At 38.9% G+C, this 16,243-nt stretch carries 16 protein-coding genes and 1 tRNA gene; 6 read left to right on the forward strand and 11 right to left on the reverse strand.

The window, feature by feature from the left end; genetic code table 11:
* Positions 1–6 precede the first annotated feature (6 nt).
* Positions 7–903, forward strand: a complete 897-nt coding sequence (gene htpX / locus B5E95_RS06335) for a zinc metalloprotease HtpX (protein ID WP_087235865.1) — start codon at positions 7–9, stop codon at positions 901–903.
* Positions 904–934: 31 nt separating this feature from the next.
* Here htpX and B5E95_RS06340 read toward each other — a convergent pair whose 3' ends face one another.
* The gene (locus tag B5E95_RS06340) at positions 935–1,876 is read right to left on the reverse strand and encodes a helix-turn-helix domain-containing protein (RefSeq protein ID WP_087176632.1); all 942 of its coding nucleotides are present in this window, start codon (positions 1,874–1,876) and stop codon (positions 935–937) included.
* 155 nt (positions 1,877–2,031) lie between these two features.
* Between B5E95_RS06340 and B5E95_RS06345 the strand changes: the two genes are divergently transcribed.
* From B5E95_RS06345 to pepI, 3 genes are read left to right on the forward strand one after another with little or no spacing between them, the layout of a single operon-like run.
* Positions 2,032–3,381 (forward strand): ATP-binding cassette domain-containing protein, encoded by a 1,350-nt coding sequence (locus B5E95_RS06345; RefSeq protein WP_087235866.1) that lies wholly within the window; start codon positions 2,032–2,034, stop codon positions 3,379–3,381.
* A gap of 2 nt (positions 3,382–3,383) precedes the next feature.
* Positions 3,384–4,037, forward strand: coding sequence for an energy-coupling factor transporter transmembrane component T family protein (locus B5E95_RS06350; protein ID WP_087176634.1), 654 nt, complete (start codon positions 3,384–3,386; stop codon positions 4,035–4,037).
* Positions 4,038–4,045: 8 nt separating this feature from the next.
* A complete protein-coding gene (gene pepI, locus B5E95_RS06355) occupies positions 4,046–4,930 on the forward strand; it encodes a proline iminopeptidase (protein ID WP_087235868.1) in 885 nt (294 codons plus the stop codon).
* A gap of 138 nt (positions 4,931–5,068) precedes the next feature.
* On the opposite strand, the gene B5E95_RS10770 is transcribed toward pepI, so the two are convergent.
* The 9 genes from B5E95_RS10770 to yycF form a co-directional block, all read right to left on the reverse strand.
* The gene (locus tag B5E95_RS10770; protein ID WP_206391359.1) at positions 5,069–5,443 is read right to left on the reverse strand and encodes an SLAP domain-containing protein; all 375 of its coding nucleotides are present in this window, start codon (positions 5,441–5,443) and stop codon (positions 5,069–5,071) included.
* A gap of 140 nt (positions 5,444–5,583) precedes the next feature.
* A complete protein-coding gene (locus tag B5E95_RS10775; RefSeq protein WP_191335439.1) occupies positions 5,584–5,973 on the reverse strand; it encodes a hypothetical protein in 390 nt (129 codons plus the stop codon).
* Positions 5,974–6,104: 131 nt separating this feature from the next.
* Positions 6,105–6,584: a 23S rRNA (pseudouridine(1915)-N(3))-methyltransferase RlmH gene (gene rlmH, locus B5E95_RS06365; RefSeq protein ID WP_087235878.1), complete on the reverse strand. Its 480-nt coding sequence runs from the start codon at positions 6,582–6,584 to the stop codon at positions 6,105–6,107.
* A gap of 479 nt (positions 6,585–7,063) precedes the next feature.
* Positions 7,064–8,305 carry a S1C family serine protease gene (locus B5E95_RS06370; RefSeq protein ID WP_087235870.1) on the reverse strand — a complete coding sequence of 414 codons (1,242 nt, stop codon included), beginning with the start codon at positions 8,303–8,305 and terminating at the stop codon, positions 7,064–7,066.
* Between the two features lie 81 nt (positions 8,306–8,386).
* The gene (locus B5E95_RS06375; protein ID WP_087235872.1) at positions 8,387–9,184 is read right to left on the reverse strand and encodes an MBL fold metallo-hydrolase; all 798 of its coding nucleotides are present in this window, start codon (positions 9,182–9,184) and stop codon (positions 8,387–8,389) included.
* 16 nt (positions 9,185–9,200) lie between these two features.
* Positions 9,201–10,025 carry a two-component system regulatory protein YycI gene (locus tag B5E95_RS06380; protein ID WP_025005628.1) on the reverse strand — a complete coding sequence of 275 codons (825 nt, stop codon included), beginning with the start codon at positions 10,023–10,025 and terminating at the stop codon, positions 9,201–9,203.
* A 2-nt stretch (positions 10,026–10,027) separates the two neighbouring features.
* Positions 10,028–11,377, reverse strand: coding sequence for a YycH family regulatory protein (locus tag B5E95_RS06385; RefSeq protein ID WP_162606877.1), 1,350 nt, complete (start codon positions 11,375–11,377; stop codon positions 10,028–10,030).
* Positions 11,367–13,223 carry a cell wall metabolism sensor histidine kinase WalK gene (walK, locus tag B5E95_RS06390; RefSeq protein WP_087235880.1) on the reverse strand — a complete coding sequence of 619 codons (1,857 nt, stop codon included), beginning with the start codon at positions 13,221–13,223 and terminating at the stop codon, positions 11,367–11,369. Before walK ends, B5E95_RS06385 begins: the two co-directional genes overlap by 11 nt.
* Before the next feature lie 67 nt (positions 13,224–13,290).
* Positions 13,291–14,007: a response regulator YycF gene (gene yycF / locus B5E95_RS06395; RefSeq protein WP_056945541.1), complete on the reverse strand. Its 717-nt coding sequence runs from the start codon at positions 14,005–14,007 to the stop codon at positions 13,291–13,293.
* Positions 14,008–14,142: 135 nt separating this feature from the next.
* Between yycF and B5E95_RS06400 the strand changes: the two genes are divergently transcribed.
* Positions 14,143–14,215: transfer RNA gene (locus B5E95_RS06400), tRNA-Lys, on the forward strand.
* A gap of 120 nt (positions 14,216–14,335) precedes the next feature.
* Positions 14,336–14,557 carry a hypothetical protein gene (locus tag B5E95_RS06405; RefSeq protein WP_025005631.1) on the forward strand — a complete coding sequence of 74 codons (222 nt, stop codon included), beginning with the start codon at positions 14,336–14,338 and terminating at the stop codon, positions 14,555–14,557.
* A gap of 203 nt (positions 14,558–14,760) precedes the next feature.
* On the opposite strand, the gene B5E95_RS06410 is transcribed toward B5E95_RS06405, so the two are convergent.
* Positions 14,761–15,984, reverse strand: coding sequence for an IS110 family RNA-guided transposase (locus B5E95_RS06410; RefSeq protein ID WP_004897277.1), 1,224 nt, complete (start codon positions 15,982–15,984; stop codon positions 14,761–14,763).
* Between the last annotated feature and the right edge of the window lie 259 nt (positions 15,985–16,243).

A 16,243-nucleotide genomic window follows, 5' to 3' on the forward strand; every position in this document is an offset into this window, starting at 1 on the left:
AAAATTATGTTATACCAACAAATTGCCCGTAACAAGCGTAAAACTGCGTTAATTATGGTTCTCTTTGTGGTAATTTTAGCCCTTGTTGGTGCTGGACTAGGCTATCTTTTTAGCAATAGTCCATGGATGGGAATCATCATTGCCTTAGTAGGTAGTTTAATTTACTTATTAATTATGTGGCAAAATCCGGCCAATATGATTATGAGTCTTAACCATGCTCAAGAAATTCAGGAAGCAGATAATCCTGAATTGTGGCATATCGTTGAAGATATGGCTATGGTAGCAAGGGTACCAATGCCCCGCGTCTATATTATTCCTGATCCAAGTCCCAACGCCTTTGCGACAGGACGAGATCCTAACCACAGTGCGGTAGCTGTAACAGAAGGCATTCTTCAACTGATGGATCGTGAGGAACTAGAAGGCGTACTAGGACATGAATTATCACATGTACGCAATTACGACATTCTGCTTTCTACCATTGCTGTTGTGCTGGTCGGAGTAATTTCCTTTATTTCCGGCATGGCATCTCGCTACATCTGGTTTGCTGGTGGCGGCCGCGATCGTGACGATGATCGGGATTCAAATGCCTTTGAGATGATCTTTAAAGTGGTAGCCATTGTCTTTGTTTTAATCTTAGGACCATTATCGGCTTCCCTTGCTCAAATGGCTCTTTCACGCAATAGAGAATATTTAGCAGATGCTTCCTCTGTAGAATTAACGCGTAATCCGCAAGGATTAATTTCTGCTTTGAGAAAAATCGAAAATAGTCAGCCAATGAAGCAGGCTGATCGTAGTAGTGCTGGGCTATATATCGAAAATCCATTCCATAATCATGGCCTATCGCATCTTTTCGATACTCACCCACCTACAGAAGATAGAATTAACAGACTTGAACACATGTAAAAAAAGAATCTGGAAAATTTCCAGATTCTTTTTACTTTAAATTGATATTAGCTTGTCTAAATAGCTCTTCTCGCATAGCAGCTGGCGTCATGTGATAGTATTGGTTGAATTTCTTATAGAAGAAAGACTTGCTTGAATAACCTACACGCCCGATAATTTCTTTCAATGATAAATCTGGTTGGGCAAGCAATTCACGTGCTTCTTGCATTCTTCTCTCATCTACATGATCAACAAAGCTCTTACCAGTCTTAGCTTTAACCATATTTGAGAAATAGTTAGGATTAAAGCCAAAGTACTTAGCTGCTTCTGCTAGAGATGCATCCGCAAAGTGCATATCAATATAATTATTCAATGATTTCTTTTCAAATTTAGTTTTATCCAAATTAGTTGGCGTTGCCATTCTTTGAGTTCTAATTGAAATAATAAGCATCACCGTTAACTCGGCCTGAATTAATGCCTTGATGAAGATATCATTATTCAAATATCCTCCAATAATATGTTGCATTACTTGAGAGGCACGAGTGATTTGATTATTTTTTAACCATAAAGCATGCTCGTTTTCAAGGCTATCAACTATTTGCTTAATAACCTTCATTTCCCTGCTGCCTTTATAACTAAAATCATTAAAGTATTTACGATATCTAAAACCAGGCTTAAATTTTAGTTTAGCAAGTACTGTATCTGATGTTTGTTTGGTAATCTCATAAATGCTATTTTCCGTAAGTAAAAGAACATTACCGGATTTCATTGGGATAATCTTTTCACCACTCTTAATCGTCACAGTACCTTTGGCGACATATAAGATTGTCGAGACATCCATGCGATAGCGATGAATGCCAGTATTATGATTTTCAAGGTAGATTGTAAACAGATCAAAATCGGGATTGCCAGCCTCGAGTTTTACCTCGTTCTTATCTGTTATGTTTGATTTTAATACGCTAGCCAGATATTGATCCAGAGCAACAGCTGCCATATGTCCACCTTCCTTAATTAAACAAATAATAATAGTACTATAAGTACATTATAAAACAAAAAGATATTTAGCATTGTGTATAATTGCTTTATTGTATCGAAATGACTCTTTTACGGCAGTAGACAGGCAAAAAATCATTTTGTACAATCAGAATTATGATGATAGAAATTAGTGATGTAACCTTTTCTTACGAAAAAGAACCCCTTATCCACCAGCTTAATATGAATATCGCACCTGGTTTTAATCTTTTAATTGGACCAACAGGTTGCGGCAAATCCACGCTACTAAAAATTATTGCGGGACTCTATCCAAAATATGCTGGAAAATTAACAGGAGGAATTGATCTTCATGGTCAAAAAGCGGCCATGATGTTTCAAAATGCTGCGGAACAATTTACGATGACAACGCCACGTGAAGAAATCGTCTTTGCGTTAGAAAATTTGCAAATAAAAGCTAAGGATTATGACCTCCACATAAAAAAGGCAGTGGAATTCACCAAAATTGCAGATTTGCTTGACCAAAAAATTAGTACATTATCAGGTGGTCAACAGCAGCGTGTAGCCCTAGCCGTCTTAATCGCAATGGATGTCGATGTTTTTTTGCTAGACGAACCTTTTGCTAGTTGTGATCCTAACACACGTCATTTTTTGATAAAAAAATTAGCAAGCTTAGCTGAAACTGGAAGAACGATCCTATTAAGCGACCACGTATTGGATGATTATGAGCAAATTTGTGATCAACTATATCAATTTGAAGGTAAAACCGTTAAAGAATTATCTGCTAATGAAAAAAATAAATTGTTTACGCAAAATAAACAATTCCATGCACGATCTTATTCTTTTGTGTTGCCAACCGGCACACCCGTTTTCGAGCTAAACAAGACACAGATCAGACAAAATCGTCTTTTGCTTAAACAAAACAAACTAAAAATCTACGGCAAAACAACTCTAATTACTGGTTCAAATGGTGTCGGCAAAACATCACTATTTAAAGCAATGACTAAAATGATTCCGTACAAAGGTAATTTTACCTATTTAGATAATGAAATTGCAAAGATAAAATACCATAAATATTTATCTCAGGTAGCACAAATTTTTCAAAAGGCAAGCGATCAGTTCTTAACAGTCACCGTCAAGGATGAGATTGAGTTAAGCAAAAAAGACCGCAATCACTTTTTTACTGATGAAAAAATTGATGAATGGCTAGACAAATTACAGCTAAAACAGCATCTTGATCAAGTAGTTTATTCTTTATCTGGTGGTCAGCAAAAGAAGCTGCAAATTTTGTTAATGCTGATGACTAAGCATAATGTGTTGCTAATTGATGAGCCTCTGATCGGACTGGATCATGACTCGATTGAGTTAGTTCTGCAACTGATGCAAGAATGCCAAGAGAAGCTCCACCATACGTTTTTAATCATTAGCCATCAGATAGACGAATTAGCTCAATTTTGCGATTACAGGCTTGTTTTTGCGGACCAGCAGCTAAAATATGTGGAGGAGTAGCCATGAATCCTAGTTTAAAGTTTATTTTGGCTTTTATCATTTCCCTGGAAATATCTTTGAAGGCTAGCTTAACTACCAATTTGATTGTCATTGTTTTTGCGTTGATTTATCTATTAATTACTAGAATCAGGATCAAGGAATTGATTTTGTTAATCGCCGTGCCATTTATCGCAGCGTTCACGATATTTGCGACGCTGTTTTGGTTCTCACCGACGCCTGATGCATATTACGCTTGGAATCTGTCGACCCGTGTGTACGTCTATACTTTGACCATTGCTTGTGTCACGAGAAACACTACGGCGACAGATTTCGCTCGTTCGCTTGAACAAAATCTGCATCTACCTAGTAAATTTGCGTATGGCGTTTTGGCGGCAATCAATATTATTCCGCGAATGAAAATTGCAGTTAAACAAATTAGAGCTGCGGCCATGATGCGCGGGATGTATCTGAGTTTTTGGTCACCGGTACTCTACTTTAAGGCAATCTTGGTAGCACTCAACTCCGCCGACAATTTAGCGCAAGGAATGGAATCCCACGGCTATGTCGAAGGACAGAAGAGATCAACTATCGTGGCAATTCCATTAACAAAAAAAGATTGGCTGATCTTCTTTACTTTATTGATTTTGGTTAATATTTCGTTGTTTATTTTTAAGTAGGCAAAAAGATGGAAATTATTGAAGGAAAGATGCCCTTCATGGGCTATGAAACTTATTATCGAATTGTTGGTAAAAGAAGCAAAAAGCCGCCGCTAGTGCTGCTTCATGGCGGACCTGGCTCAAGCCACAATTATTTTGAGGTGCTGGATGAATTAGCACAAAAAGACGGGCGCCGCATCATTATGTATGACCAATTAGGCTGCGGTGAAAGCAGCATCCCTGATGATCATCCTGAACTTTACACTAAGGAAACTTGGGTGAAGGAATTAGTAGCGTTACGTGAACATTTGGCATTACGCAAGATGCATTTGCTTGGACAAAGCTGGGGCGGGATGCTCGCCATTATTTACATGTGTGACTATCATCCAAAAGGCATTCAGAGCTTGATTCTGTCTTCTACCCTGTCATCGGCATCCCTTTGGAGTAAAGAACTCCACCGCATGATTAGGTATTTGCCAATTGAGGAGCAAGCAGCGATTCATAGAGCTGAGTTGACCAGCAATTTTAACGATCCTGACTATTTGAAGGCTAACGAGCATTTCATGAATCAACATGCCATCGATATGACGAAGACCTGGCCGGAGTGCGTGATGCGCAAAAAGCGTGGCGGCACCGTTGCGTATGAAACAGCATGGGGACCGAATGAATATACTCCGGAAGGCAATCTGCATGACTATGAGTACACGAATAAATTGGGTAAAATAAAAGTTCCAACTCTGATTACGAGTGGAACCGATGATTTATGTACGCCATATGTGGCTAAAACAATGCAAGACGAGATTGCCGGCAGTAAGTGGCGGTTGTTTGAAGGATGCGGCCACATGTCATTTGTTGAACAAACTGATGAATATGTTGCACTGCTGCAGAAGTGGCTGGATCAATATGATGAATAATAATAGACTGACCTTGATTGGTCAGTCTTTTTTGATGTAAAAATGTTAAATACGTTTACTTTTTTAAGAATAAAACAAAAACGAAGGAGTAATTTCTGCTTCTTCGTCTTTCTTCATTCTTTCACTGCGTTTGTGAGCCTATTTGAAGTTCACTACTTTAACGTAGCGTTTGTTGGTTGTGGTTGCGCCGGCTACCTGGTAGTAGCGCTTGCCGTTCCTGAACTTGTATGAGCCACCATATGTGGTGATGATTCGACCCTTTATAAGTACAGTGTAATCGGCACGGCGTTTGCTGGTTGCGTAAACGTAGGCGTTACGTTTTAAAGTACGCTTAGTACCATCAATATTTGAAGCCTTGATGTAAGCCTCGTTGTAGTCGTCTCCTAAAGCTAATTTATAATATTCGCTACCATTAATATCTACTGTATTTGGTAAAACAGAAACTTTACGATAAGAGTAATACTTTTTGCCTAATGACTTACCTTTATCGTTATAAAGAATAGCAGTATGCATCAAAGTCTTATTAACTGGTTCCGCAGAAGTAGTGAGCTTAGTATCACTAGACGTATTGCCGCTACCTTCAATATCAGAGGTATGAATGTATATATCCGAATTGGCACTATTAAGTCTAGTATATGAAACATTGTTAACTGTTACTGTACCACAGTTACCGTAGTTGGATATTTACCAGCTACCTCCCAGTTAAAACTATCCATGTTAACTTTAACTGTTACAGGAGTTTTATCATTGCTAGAAACTGTAGCTGTAAAAGCTTTTTGAATTGCTGCAAGTGTATCACTCATAGAATTCACTTTTCTTACAGGGATGTAATTAAATGAAGCATTATCCGTTACATCATTAATTGATTGATCCTGATCATAACTTTTACCAGCAAATGTAATTACAGGATTAGTGCTAGTTTTATTAGCAGTAGTAGTAACAGCATTTGTCGTAGTATCAGCTTGTACAGTTGAAGCAATTGTAGGTGCTACCGTTAACAAGGCAGCTACAGCCAAGCTGATTAATTTAGTTCTCTTGTTCATGATTTTGTCCTTCCTAAATATCTAAAATCACTTAACTTAAACTAATGGCATAGTATATTTCTATCGTGAAATGAGTATACATTATTTTGAAAATGCGCAAATTAAAAAATCCCTTATTAGGGATTTTTGCTCTACTTATGATACGGACTACCCGAATTAATCATGAACGCACGATAGATCTGCTCAATCAATACCACCCGCATCAACTGGTGCGGCATCGTCAACTTACCAAAACTAATCAGGTCATCCCCGCGCTTATTAACAGCATCGCTGGTTCCCAGGCTGCCGCCAATCACAAACGTGATATCCGAATGCCCATACGTAGCCAGATCCTGAATCTCCTTTGCAAATTCTTCGCTACTGCGCTGCTTACCCTTAATCGCAGTCACGTAGACATACTCCTTATCCTTAATCTTGCTCAGAATCCGCTCGCCTTCGATCTGCTTGACGCGTTCATCTTCAGCCACACTGAATTTCTCCGGTGCTTTTTCATCAGGCACCTGTACAATCGACACTTTCGCAAAGCGGCTTAGCCGCTTTTTATATTCCGCAATCGCATCTTTAAAATACTTTTCTTTTAATTTTCCAACACAAACAATCTTAATATTCATACTTACTAGTTTATCATCAAAATTAACAGAAATTCCACTGTAGTTTTCCACATCCTGTTCAAAACACAATCTACATTTTGTGGTATTATTAACTACATCTTCAATACTTTGTGGTCAAAATTTTATTGAATTTTTTTCAAAAAACTTTCCCACATTTTGCCTATGGATAAGCATTTTTCACAAACTTTACGTTAAAAAGCTTAACATACCAGCATGAACGCACGTTTTAACAAAATTTATTCACTTATTTTTAAAAATATTATCCACACTAATCAAGCAAAAAATCAGTCAAGTTATCCACAATCCACAGAGTTATCCACATTTGTCAACAAGCACTCTTTCATTAGCAGTTTCTTGACAAATGAAGAAAACGAACTTTTTCTTGTTACACACTATTATAGTTAATAAAAAAAGCTATATCTGCATTTAATCCGCATGATATAGCTCTTTTTCTTTGCTTAAATATTTTTATTTATTAATTAGTTGCCTTCAAGTTTTACCTTCATGTCAACGTCTTTACCATTTCTGTTCACGGTTACATTTACGGTATCACCGACTTTGTGACTGTAAAGGATACTGTGTAACGATGCAACATCGTCAACTTTCTTGCCGTCAACCTTAGTAATTACATCGCCACTCTTAATGCCTGCATTTGCAGCGGAACCACTCTTATTGACAGATGCAATGTAAATACCACTCTTAAGGTTAGACTTAATCTTCAAACGGCTTCTGTAACCTTCTGGAATACCTTGAAGTGCGATTACTCTCACGCCAAGTTGTGGACGCGTAATCTTACCCTTCTTAACCAGTTCATTAACAATAGTTACTACTTCATTTGAAGGAATTGCGAAGCCCATCCCTTCTACAGAAGTACCATCGCTTGATTGTGCCAACTTCATTGAGTTAATACCAATAACTTGACCAGCTGAGTTAACTAATGCACCACCAGAGTTACCTGGGTTAATTGCGGCATCAGTTTGGATAACTGTTTGTTGATTGCCTGATGAAGTAGAGATTGTTCTTGCAGGTGCTGAAATAATCCCTTGCGTTACCGTAGAAGCATATTCACTACCAAGTGGTGAACCAACCGCAATTACGGTTTGACCGGCTTCTAGGTGCTTAGAATCGCCGAATTGAGCCGTTTGAGTTACATACTTAGCATCAATTGATAAAACGGCTAAGTCAGTTGTACTATCTTTACCCACAACCTTAGCATTTACAGTTTTACCATTAGCAAGCAAAACTTGTACTGCGTCACTACCGGAAATAACGTGGTTGTTAGTTACAATGTAGCCTTTACCATTAGATTTCATGTAAACGACACCAGAACCTTCACTATAAGTTTCAAGCTTGCCACTCTTACTTGAAGAACTGTCGCTATCATCGCCAAACAAGCTACTATAAAGTGAATCTGCACCGCTTGAAGCTGATTGTCGCTTCAAATTAATGACAGAAACAACCGCACCTTTCACATCATTATAAGCAGCAGTCATCGTACCACCATTTTTGGCACTCTTTTCAGAAACCTTGCTGCTGCTTGAAGAAATACTGGTTTGTGCAGTTTTATTAGCTTGACCATTATTCATTTGGTCCATTGCGTAATAAGACACGCCACCGCCGACAAGTCCGCCAACTACACCAACGATTGCTGCAGTAGCGATAATTTTGTTACCGCTCTTTCTTCTAGGTTGATTTTGATTATCATTTTGATTTTCTACCATACCGTTACTCTCCCCTCATATCATTGTTAATACTATACCAAGCAAATTTGAAAAATATATGAATAATCTATACAAAAACTGCTAAATTTCTATCAACTTTGTTGGACTAGCGGGTTCTGTATCAATAATTTGCACATCATCACTCAAATTTGCATCCCCTTCAATCAGCATTTCTTTCGCCGTCTCATGTGCTAAGTATTCCGTATTATTATGCTGACTACGGTGTGCCAAAAAGATATGCTTCGTCTTGGGCGTTACCACATCAACTAAAGCCTGGGCTGCTTCATCGTTTGACAAATGCCCAACATCTGACAGAATTCGCTGCTTAAGCGACCAAGAATACGGTCCATCTCTTAGCATCATAGTATCATAATTGAATTCCATCATATAGGCATCCGCATCCTCAATCGTCCCCTCAACTTCTTCAGAGACATAGCCTGTATCTGTTAAAAACGCAATTCGTTTTCCACCACTTGTAAAAACATAATACTGTGGCTCGGCCGCATCATGACTAGTTGCAAATGCCGTAACATCGAGATCGCCAAAAGTTTTAGTCTGCCCTGGTTCAATCGTATTCATCTGCTCTGCCGGCAACTTACCGATCTTTTGCGTATTTAATAGATACTGCCATGTGCCGCTATTAGCAAAAGCATCGATCTTGGGATAACGGCGCATCAAAACGCCTAAACCACCGCTATGGTCCGTATGGTCATGACTCAAAAACGCCATATCAATATCATTAATGTCTACGCCAACATCGGCCAATAATTGCTTAGTTTTTTTGCCAGAAAGGCCAGCATCCATAAGGATTTTATGCTGGCCTGTTTCGATTAAACTAGTATTACCGGTTGACCCGCTCGCTAAAACGGAAACCTTCATCTTTGTCTTTACCTCTCTACTTTTCAACGTTATACGTAGTCGACTGGAGCATTTGCGCCGTATATGCGTTAACTCGCTTTAACGTAATATTCTTAGTGGTCTTGTTTTCTATCCAGACTAACCAAGTCGGTAACAAAATCGTACTGCCACGAACTTCAGTCAACTTAGAATAGCCCAACTTAATTTGCGTTACCTTCGAATTGTTAGTCAACTCTCGATTAGTATACATCGCACGCACTGCACGCACTGCACTGATCGTTGACTGTAATTCTCTTACTGGACTAGCTGGACCCATGTAAGATTCCGCATAATTGATAATCTGATGATCCTTGACCGCGATGCTCAATTGAGCTGAACCAGCATAAATCTCGCCATAGTCAGTTGTTTGTACAAAAACATAATTGTCTTCGCTGGACATATCTGGCTCATACTTGAATTCTTTTCCATAAGGGACATTCTTAGGATCATTCTTGAATTTATTTACTTGTTCCAGTGCCTTTTTAGGATTTTTATCCAAGAGCGTTGTCATCTTAGGTGCAGCGTAAAGAACATTTTCGTCTTTAGAATAGCGTACGTTAACATTGGTCAAAGCATCTATTTTATTGGAAAGATAATTACGGTTTTTGGTTGCTAAATAATAGCCTGAAGCAGGTGCATTAGAAAGTTTATCTGGCAAATCAATATTATCTGACTTCATTTCTGAACGAATGCTGGCCACGCTGCGAGTGGTTGTATCTGCTCCGCTCAAATTGACGGGTGAACGTAGAATCTCAATCCCCAAATAGATATCGATCAATAAGAAAACAATGAAAAACAGCCATTCTATTCGTTTATGGTCCATTTTTATTTCACCTCATTAGTTTTAACTGTATCCTCGTTTTTACGATATGCAGCTAAATTCTTCTTTTCCCACTCATCAACGCTCTTCCACTCATCGTAAGCCTTTACGTAATAAGTTGGAATTAAGTTAATCAAGCTATGGTGACTAGAATCCTTCTCTATCTTGAAACCTACAATAATTCGTTGAATATCAGATTGCTTAAGACCATGCGCACCTAGTTCACTCACTACCTCAGCAGTCGGCTTTAACTCTTGAGTTTGACCATCAAAAGGAATCGGAATTTGGAAATTGACGCTGTTGAAGGCAACGTTAATTGAATCATATGAAAAAGTAGTTTTAACCTGCAAATCATGCTGGTTCAAGAAAACAGGAATCCCTTCAATATAGTTGACATAGCCCACATTAGAGCCATCCGCGTCAAAGAAGCGCAGATCTTGTTCGGTCAATCCCAATTGGTGCACATAATAGACACTATCTAGCAGACGGTTAGTTGCATTCGGAATCTTATTCTTTTCAAAATGAGTATACAAGTAATTATGCTCACCTGATTCAGGATCTGGCACCTTTAATCTGGTGTAATAGTTGAGAGAATAGATGGTTTGTCCACTCTTATTAGTCTTGCTAGTTACTCCAGAAGTTCCCAATAAGCGAGAAACGAAGTAAGAATAAGACTGGTGATTAGTCAAATAGCTGTAAACCTGGCTATTGGTTGTTCGACTATAGAATGGTGAATAACCTTCCTGCAATTTAACCAAGTGTACTGGACTCTTAGTTTTGGCATTACGAGCAAATTTACGCAACTTATCAAAGTTAGCGCCCTTGATCTTAATGCGGTAAATCGCACTAGTTTGATCATTGCCTAAATAAATAATGTTATTGGAATGCGAAACAAAGAAACGGTTAAATTCTCGATTATCATTATTAGAATTATTCAAATGATTGAACAAAGAAAAAGTGATTTCATCAGGATAAACTAATTGCAAATAAGCATCATCATTCAAATATTCTTCGTACTTAGCGCGAGACTTAACGATTTTCTTTACATCGCTAACTGCCTTGGCTTTTTGAATTTCCTTGGTAAATTCCAAAGTTAAATTATTTTTTGAATCATACAACTGGCATAATCTGCCGTCTACAAAACCGTATGAAGTAGTTGGAATGTACAGATCATACAGTGATTTTGCACTATGGCTACGAGCCTGCTCTTTTGTAGTATTATTCTGATTTTGACCAATATTGCTAAAACGCTGGTCACTCGTCATGATAAAAATCCATAAAACAATGGAAAGAACAATGGCGAGCAGGGTAGCTAAACCTAAGAAAAATTCACCGAATTTGAATTTAAACTTCATCCCAGTCATCCTCCTCTGTCATTGGTTCATAAGGCAAGGAAATATAGAAGGTAGAGCCCTTGCCCTCGCTACTATCAGCCCAAATTCGACCATGATGAGCTTCCACAATTTCTTTAGCAATGGCTAAACCTAACCCGGTTCCGCCTTGAGCACGTGAACGAGCCTTATCTACACGATAGAATCTATCGAAGATCTTACCTAAGTCCTTTCTAGGAATACCTAATCCTTGATCAGAAATACTCAAGATAACGTGACCTTGACTATGAGTTAAGCGAACGGTAATCACACCACCATCAGGTGAATATTTAATCGCATTATTCATAATATTGTCGATCACCTGCATCATCTTGTCAGTGTCAATCTCTACCCAAAGGGCCTGATTGCCTAACTCACGTTTGATAGTGTATTTCTTTTTGTGACCCTTATTTTTATCGGTTTTCACAATCATATCAAACCGGTTCAAAATATGGTTTACAAAGTCATTCAAGTTAACGAATTCCAGATCCATCTTTGAAACGCCACGGTCCATTCTGGACAGGCTAAGTAAGTCGTTAATCATTCTGATCATTCGACTTGTTTCTTGCTGAGTGACTTCCAAGAATTTAGGCGCAATTTCAGGATCTTTCCATGCACCTTCATTTAAAGCTTCAATGTAGGCTTGCAAACTTGTTAAAGGTGTTCTTAACTCGTGAGAGACGTTGGAAACAAATTGTCTTTGTGAATTTTCATTCTTTTGTTGTTCCGTGACATCATGAAGAACGCAAACACTACCTGATACGAAACCTGTTACACGCTTAATTAATGAAAAACTAGCATGCAAAATAATTTCATCACGCGTACCCGGATCAAGAGTAACAACGATTTCCTTTTGGCTAGAAATCAAATCTTGTGACGATGTATCTTTCAAACCTAAAACTTCTGCTATTGGCTTATTAATGATCTCATCTTCGTTCGCATTCAAATAGCTAAGTGCCATGTGGTTAACGACGCTGACGTTGCCGTGACGGTCGGTAGCAAGCACACCATCACTCATGTGCGACAGCACGCTATCTAGCCTACGTCTTTCACTATCTGATTCTTCTTGCGATTGTTCAATTCGAACGGACAAAGTATTAAAGGCTTTGGCTAATTGTCCCAACTCATCGTTTGAGTAGATTTTTACCTGACTAGAATAATCACCGTTGGCAATATGCAGGGCCTGTTTTTGCATTTCCTCAATCGGCTGAGTAATTGCGCGGGAAATAACTAGTGCTAAAAATGCTCCAAGTAGTGCCGCAATTAATGAAGCAATCAAGAATGTTAAGGAAATCTGCCGCAGATTATCGAAGACATCCTGCATGCTGGCCTTAACATAAATTGCACCAACATTGTTGTTCGAACCGTTGCCACTAGTTAAAGGCGAGATCTGAATCATGTAATTGCCATGATCATCAACCACCTTATTAATCTGGTGCCCGGTTGAAATTACTTGCTTAACATCAGTATTGTTAATTCGCTGACCAATCTTGCTTTTATCGTTCAAATTAGAGACCGCACGAATCGTATCTTTATTATCAACAACGATAATTTCACTAATCGAGTCATTGTTATAATCATTGACGATTTGATTCAAGCGATCATTGGCATTTTTGCTATCGCTGGCTAGTTGATTGGCCAACTGATTGCTTACGATCGTCTGAATCTGAATCGATGATTGAAAGTTTTCAATACTATTTTGTTCTAATTGCCTGGTAAAATAAGCTCCAATTACTTCAATTGTTGCTAGCAGCATCAACATAAACACAATCGCTAGCTTAGTATTAATTGAATTAAATGTAGCGTTTAATTTCTCTCTGAGTTTTTTCATCATTCATTCAACATTTTTAACATAAAAAAGAAAGTCACTTACCTTTTCAGTTTTGTGACTTTCTTCATTAACCTTCACTTGGCTGTTTTACGTAATATCCTACACCACGACGAGTAACCAAAACCTGAGGTTGAATTGGATTGTCTTCAATCTTTTCTCTCAAGCGGTGAACAGTTACGTCGACTGTACGCACATCGCCAAAGTAGTCATAGCCCCACACAGTTTGTAAAAGGTGTTCACGAGTCATAACTTGCCCCATATGTTGAGCTAAGTAGTAAAGAAGCTCAAATTCACGGTGAGTAAGTTCGATCTTTTGACCATCTTTTTCAACAATATAAGCATCTGGCATGATAACCAAGTTACCGATCTTAATATTCTTATCTGTATCATCTTGGCTGGCTGCTTCTGCCTTCTTAACGATGTCACGACGGCGCAAGTTAGCTTTAACGCGGGCAACTAATTCTCTATTAGAGAAAGGCTTAGTGACATAGTCATCAGCACCCATTTCTAGACCAAGTACTTTATCAATTTCAGTATCTTTAGCTGTTACCATGATAATTGGCATATCGTGCGTTTGACGAACTTCACGAGCAACCTCGAGTCCATCTTTCTTTGGTAACATTAAATCCAGGATCATTAAGTCTGGATCGTATTCGTCAACTTTCTTAACAGCTTCTTCGCCATCATAGGCGGTGTCGACATCAAAGCCTTCCTTAGTTAAATTAAATTTAATGATATCAGAAATCGGCTTTTCATCGTCGACGACGAGAATCTTTTTTGGCATCGGGAATGCCTCCTTTGCCCTTACATTATACTGGATTTTGCGGTTTTAGCCAAAAAAATCGAAAAAATTTAAAAAAAGTCTTGCATTTTTTGCCAGTTAATTGCATAATAATATCTGTTGATTGATTCAGCACATGGGTGGCTAGCTCAGCTGGCAGAGCAACGGACTCTTAATCCGTGGGTCCAGGGTTCGATCCCCTGGCCACCCATAATATATTAGTTAGAGATAGGATTTTAATCCTATCTCTTTTTTTGATCTTCTAATTGGATTTAAGGTTGCCGATCTTGGTAAAATATAGATAAGATATTTTGACTAAGGGGGCTTTACTATGAACGAAGCTGTATTTTTCAATCCGGGGGATGCGATTGCATCTTCCCATGACTTCAAGGAAGCACGCAGAAGTGCACAAATTATTAAGGCAGAACGTCCAACGGGCCGCCAGATTGTAATTGCTAAAAATGATAAGAGTGGTATCTATGCTGTCTACTATGCAGACAAGATGCAGGAAGATCAGACTGGCACTGCATATCACATTGAAGATAAGCTTTAAGATTGATCGGTCAAATGGCCGATTTTTTCTACTCTAAGTCAAGTGTTATCAACGATTTTAAGCAATTTTATTTTGAAATACAGGCCTAATCGGGAAATGGCTCCCGGAGAATCGAGTTAAATATCTGATTTAGGGCATGATAAATACAGCCACCTTCTGTAATTTCAAAAAAGAGGCTGTTATAATATCTATTGGATCAATTTTTATGACAAAAGTCTTTGGTTATGTTTGGCTACGTCATAGCTATATAATTGATCATTCTTAATTAAAGCGAAGATCGTCCGTAATAATTTATGGATCGATGCGATAGCGGCCTTCTTGTGACTTGCAGTCTCAGAAGACCGTTTTCGTTTCTCGTAATAATCCGCAATATGAGAAGGGTTTCCCGCTTTCTTAGCCGACTGAATTTGGTTGATTGCCAAGTACAGCACCTTTCTGCCGATAGCTGTCCCACGCTTTGAAATTGACAGGTGGGCCGTGAGGTTGCCAGATTCATAAACTTGAGGGTCAACGCCAACGAAGGCATTTAATTGGCTAGGGTTGTTAAAACGTCTGATATCCCCAAGCTCACTAATGATTCTTAGAGCGGTATTTTCGCCGATGCCTGGAATGCTTGTGAGGATCTCCAGATCCCGCTTGGGAGCGAGCTTGGTCATCTCCTTTAAAGCTGTCTGGCACGCCTCTTCAGCGCTCAGAATATTGTTAATGGCCATTTCGAGGCCACGAATATGTGCACTGTCCTTTTTGACAGCTGGGCATGCGACTTTAGCCAAACGAATAAGACTTTGCATTATGTCGTTAGCGCGCTTTTTACCAATACCAGATAAGCCTTTTAAGAAGTCGATGATATCGGCTTCTTTTGTTTCTAATACGATATCAGGGTGTGGGAATCTGAGAACAATACTCCAGTAGTTTTTCCCTCTCGGGTTAACCATTAAGTGCTCAATCTCTGGGAAAGTGAGCTGAATGGCTTTGTGCAGTCTATTCCTGTTGGTTATCAGATCGTGCGAAGCCTGCTCATAGATGCGGTTATTGGCCATCAATTCTTGATATTCTTTGCTTTGAACGTAGGCCAGCCGTTGCGGGTGCTCAGACTGCAGCTTGGCAAGGTACAAGGCATCAAGCTTATCGGTCTTGTTCTGGTGCAGGTCATCCTTTGTCTTTCTTTTGGCTTCCAGCGGGTTCATCATGACATAGCGCAATTCGTGCATGTCCAAAAACGCCTGGAGTCTTCTGGAATAGACACCAGTTGCTTCAAAGATAATCTGCGGTTTAGTAACCTGCTTAAGGTCATCTAGCAACTGATTGAAGCCTACCATATCGTTGGAGATGGCATAGTCATCAACTTTTTGGCCATTGACCATAATGCATACGTTAGACTTCCGGCTGCTAACATCAATACCAAAAACAGTTTTCAATAAATCCATAAGAATAAACCTCCGCTTTACTTGGAGATGAGCTGCCTCCATCTAATCCAATCAGATCTAATTTTCTCAACAGGACTTTAACAGCCAACATACTTAGACGAGATTCACAATTGAATGGTGAAGCTGCCAGTTTTGTTTACGACATCATGTGTCCAAAGCAGTCACGGCATTGGCTTCATCTCCACTTTACATAGTAAAAGAAAAAGTGTTGAACGACTACTCCGTCGAGTAATCATCCAACACTAGATTAGTATGTTTT

It is taken from the genome of Lactobacillus gallinarum (assembly GCF_002160635.1).
GTDB lineage: Bacteria > Bacillota > Bacilli > Lactobacillales > Lactobacillaceae > Lactobacillus > Lactobacillus gallinarum.

Coding starts and splice junctions, on each gene's coding strand:
- htpX (WP_087235865.1), top strand. CDS start 7: ATGTTATACCAACAAATTGCCCGTAACAAGCGTAAAACTGCGTTAATT.
- B5E95_RS06340 (WP_087176632.1), bottom strand. CDS start 1,876: ATGGCAGCTGTTGCTCTGGATCAATATCTGGCTAGCGTATTAAAATCA.
- B5E95_RS06345 (WP_087235866.1), top strand. CDS start 2,032: ATGATGATAGAAATTAGTGATGTAACCTTTTCTTACGAAAAAGAACCC.
- B5E95_RS06350 (WP_087176634.1), top strand. CDS start 3,384: ATGAATCCTAGTTTAAAGTTTATTTTGGCTTTTATCATTTCCCTGGAA.
- pepI (WP_087235868.1), top strand. CDS start 4,046: ATGGAAATTATTGAAGGAAAGATGCCCTTCATGGGCTATGAAACTTAT.
- B5E95_RS10770 (WP_206391359.1), bottom strand. CDS start 5,443: ATGCATACTGCTATTCTTTATAACGATAAAGGTAAGTCATTAGGCAAA.
- B5E95_RS10775 (WP_191335439.1), bottom strand. CDS start 5,973: ATGAACAAGAGAACTAAATTAATCAGCTTGGCTGTAGCTGCCTTGTTA.
- rlmH (WP_087235878.1), bottom strand. CDS start 6,584: ATGAATATTAAGATTGTTTGTGTTGGAAAATTAAAAGAAAAGTATTTT.
- B5E95_RS06370 (WP_087235870.1), bottom strand. CDS start 8,305: ATGGTAGAAAATCAAAATGATAATCAAAATCAACCTAGAAGAAAGAGC.
- B5E95_RS06375 (WP_087235872.1), bottom strand. CDS start 9,184: ATGAAGGTTTCCGTTTTAGCGAGCGGGTCAACCGGTAATACTAGTTTA.
- B5E95_RS06380 (WP_025005628.1), bottom strand. CDS start 10,025: ATGGACCATAAACGAATAGAATGGCTGTTTTTCATTGTTTTCTTATTG.
- B5E95_RS06385 (WP_162606877.1), bottom strand. CDS start 11,377: ATGAAGTTTAAATTCAAATTCGGTGAATTTTTCTTAGGTTTAGCTACC.
- walK (WP_087235880.1), bottom strand. CDS start 13,223: ATGAAAAAACTCAGAGAGAAATTAAACGCTACATTTAATTCAATTAAT.
- yycF (WP_056945541.1), bottom strand. CDS start 14,007: ATGCCAAAAAAGATTCTCGTCGTCGACGATGAAAAGCCGATTTCTGAT.
- B5E95_RS06405 (WP_025005631.1), top strand. CDS start 14,336: ATGAACGAAGCTGTATTTTTCAATCCGGGGGATGCGATTGCATCTTCC.
- B5E95_RS06410 (WP_004897277.1), bottom strand. CDS start 15,984: ATGGATTTATTGAAAACTGTTTTTGGTATTGATGTTAGCAGCCGGAAG.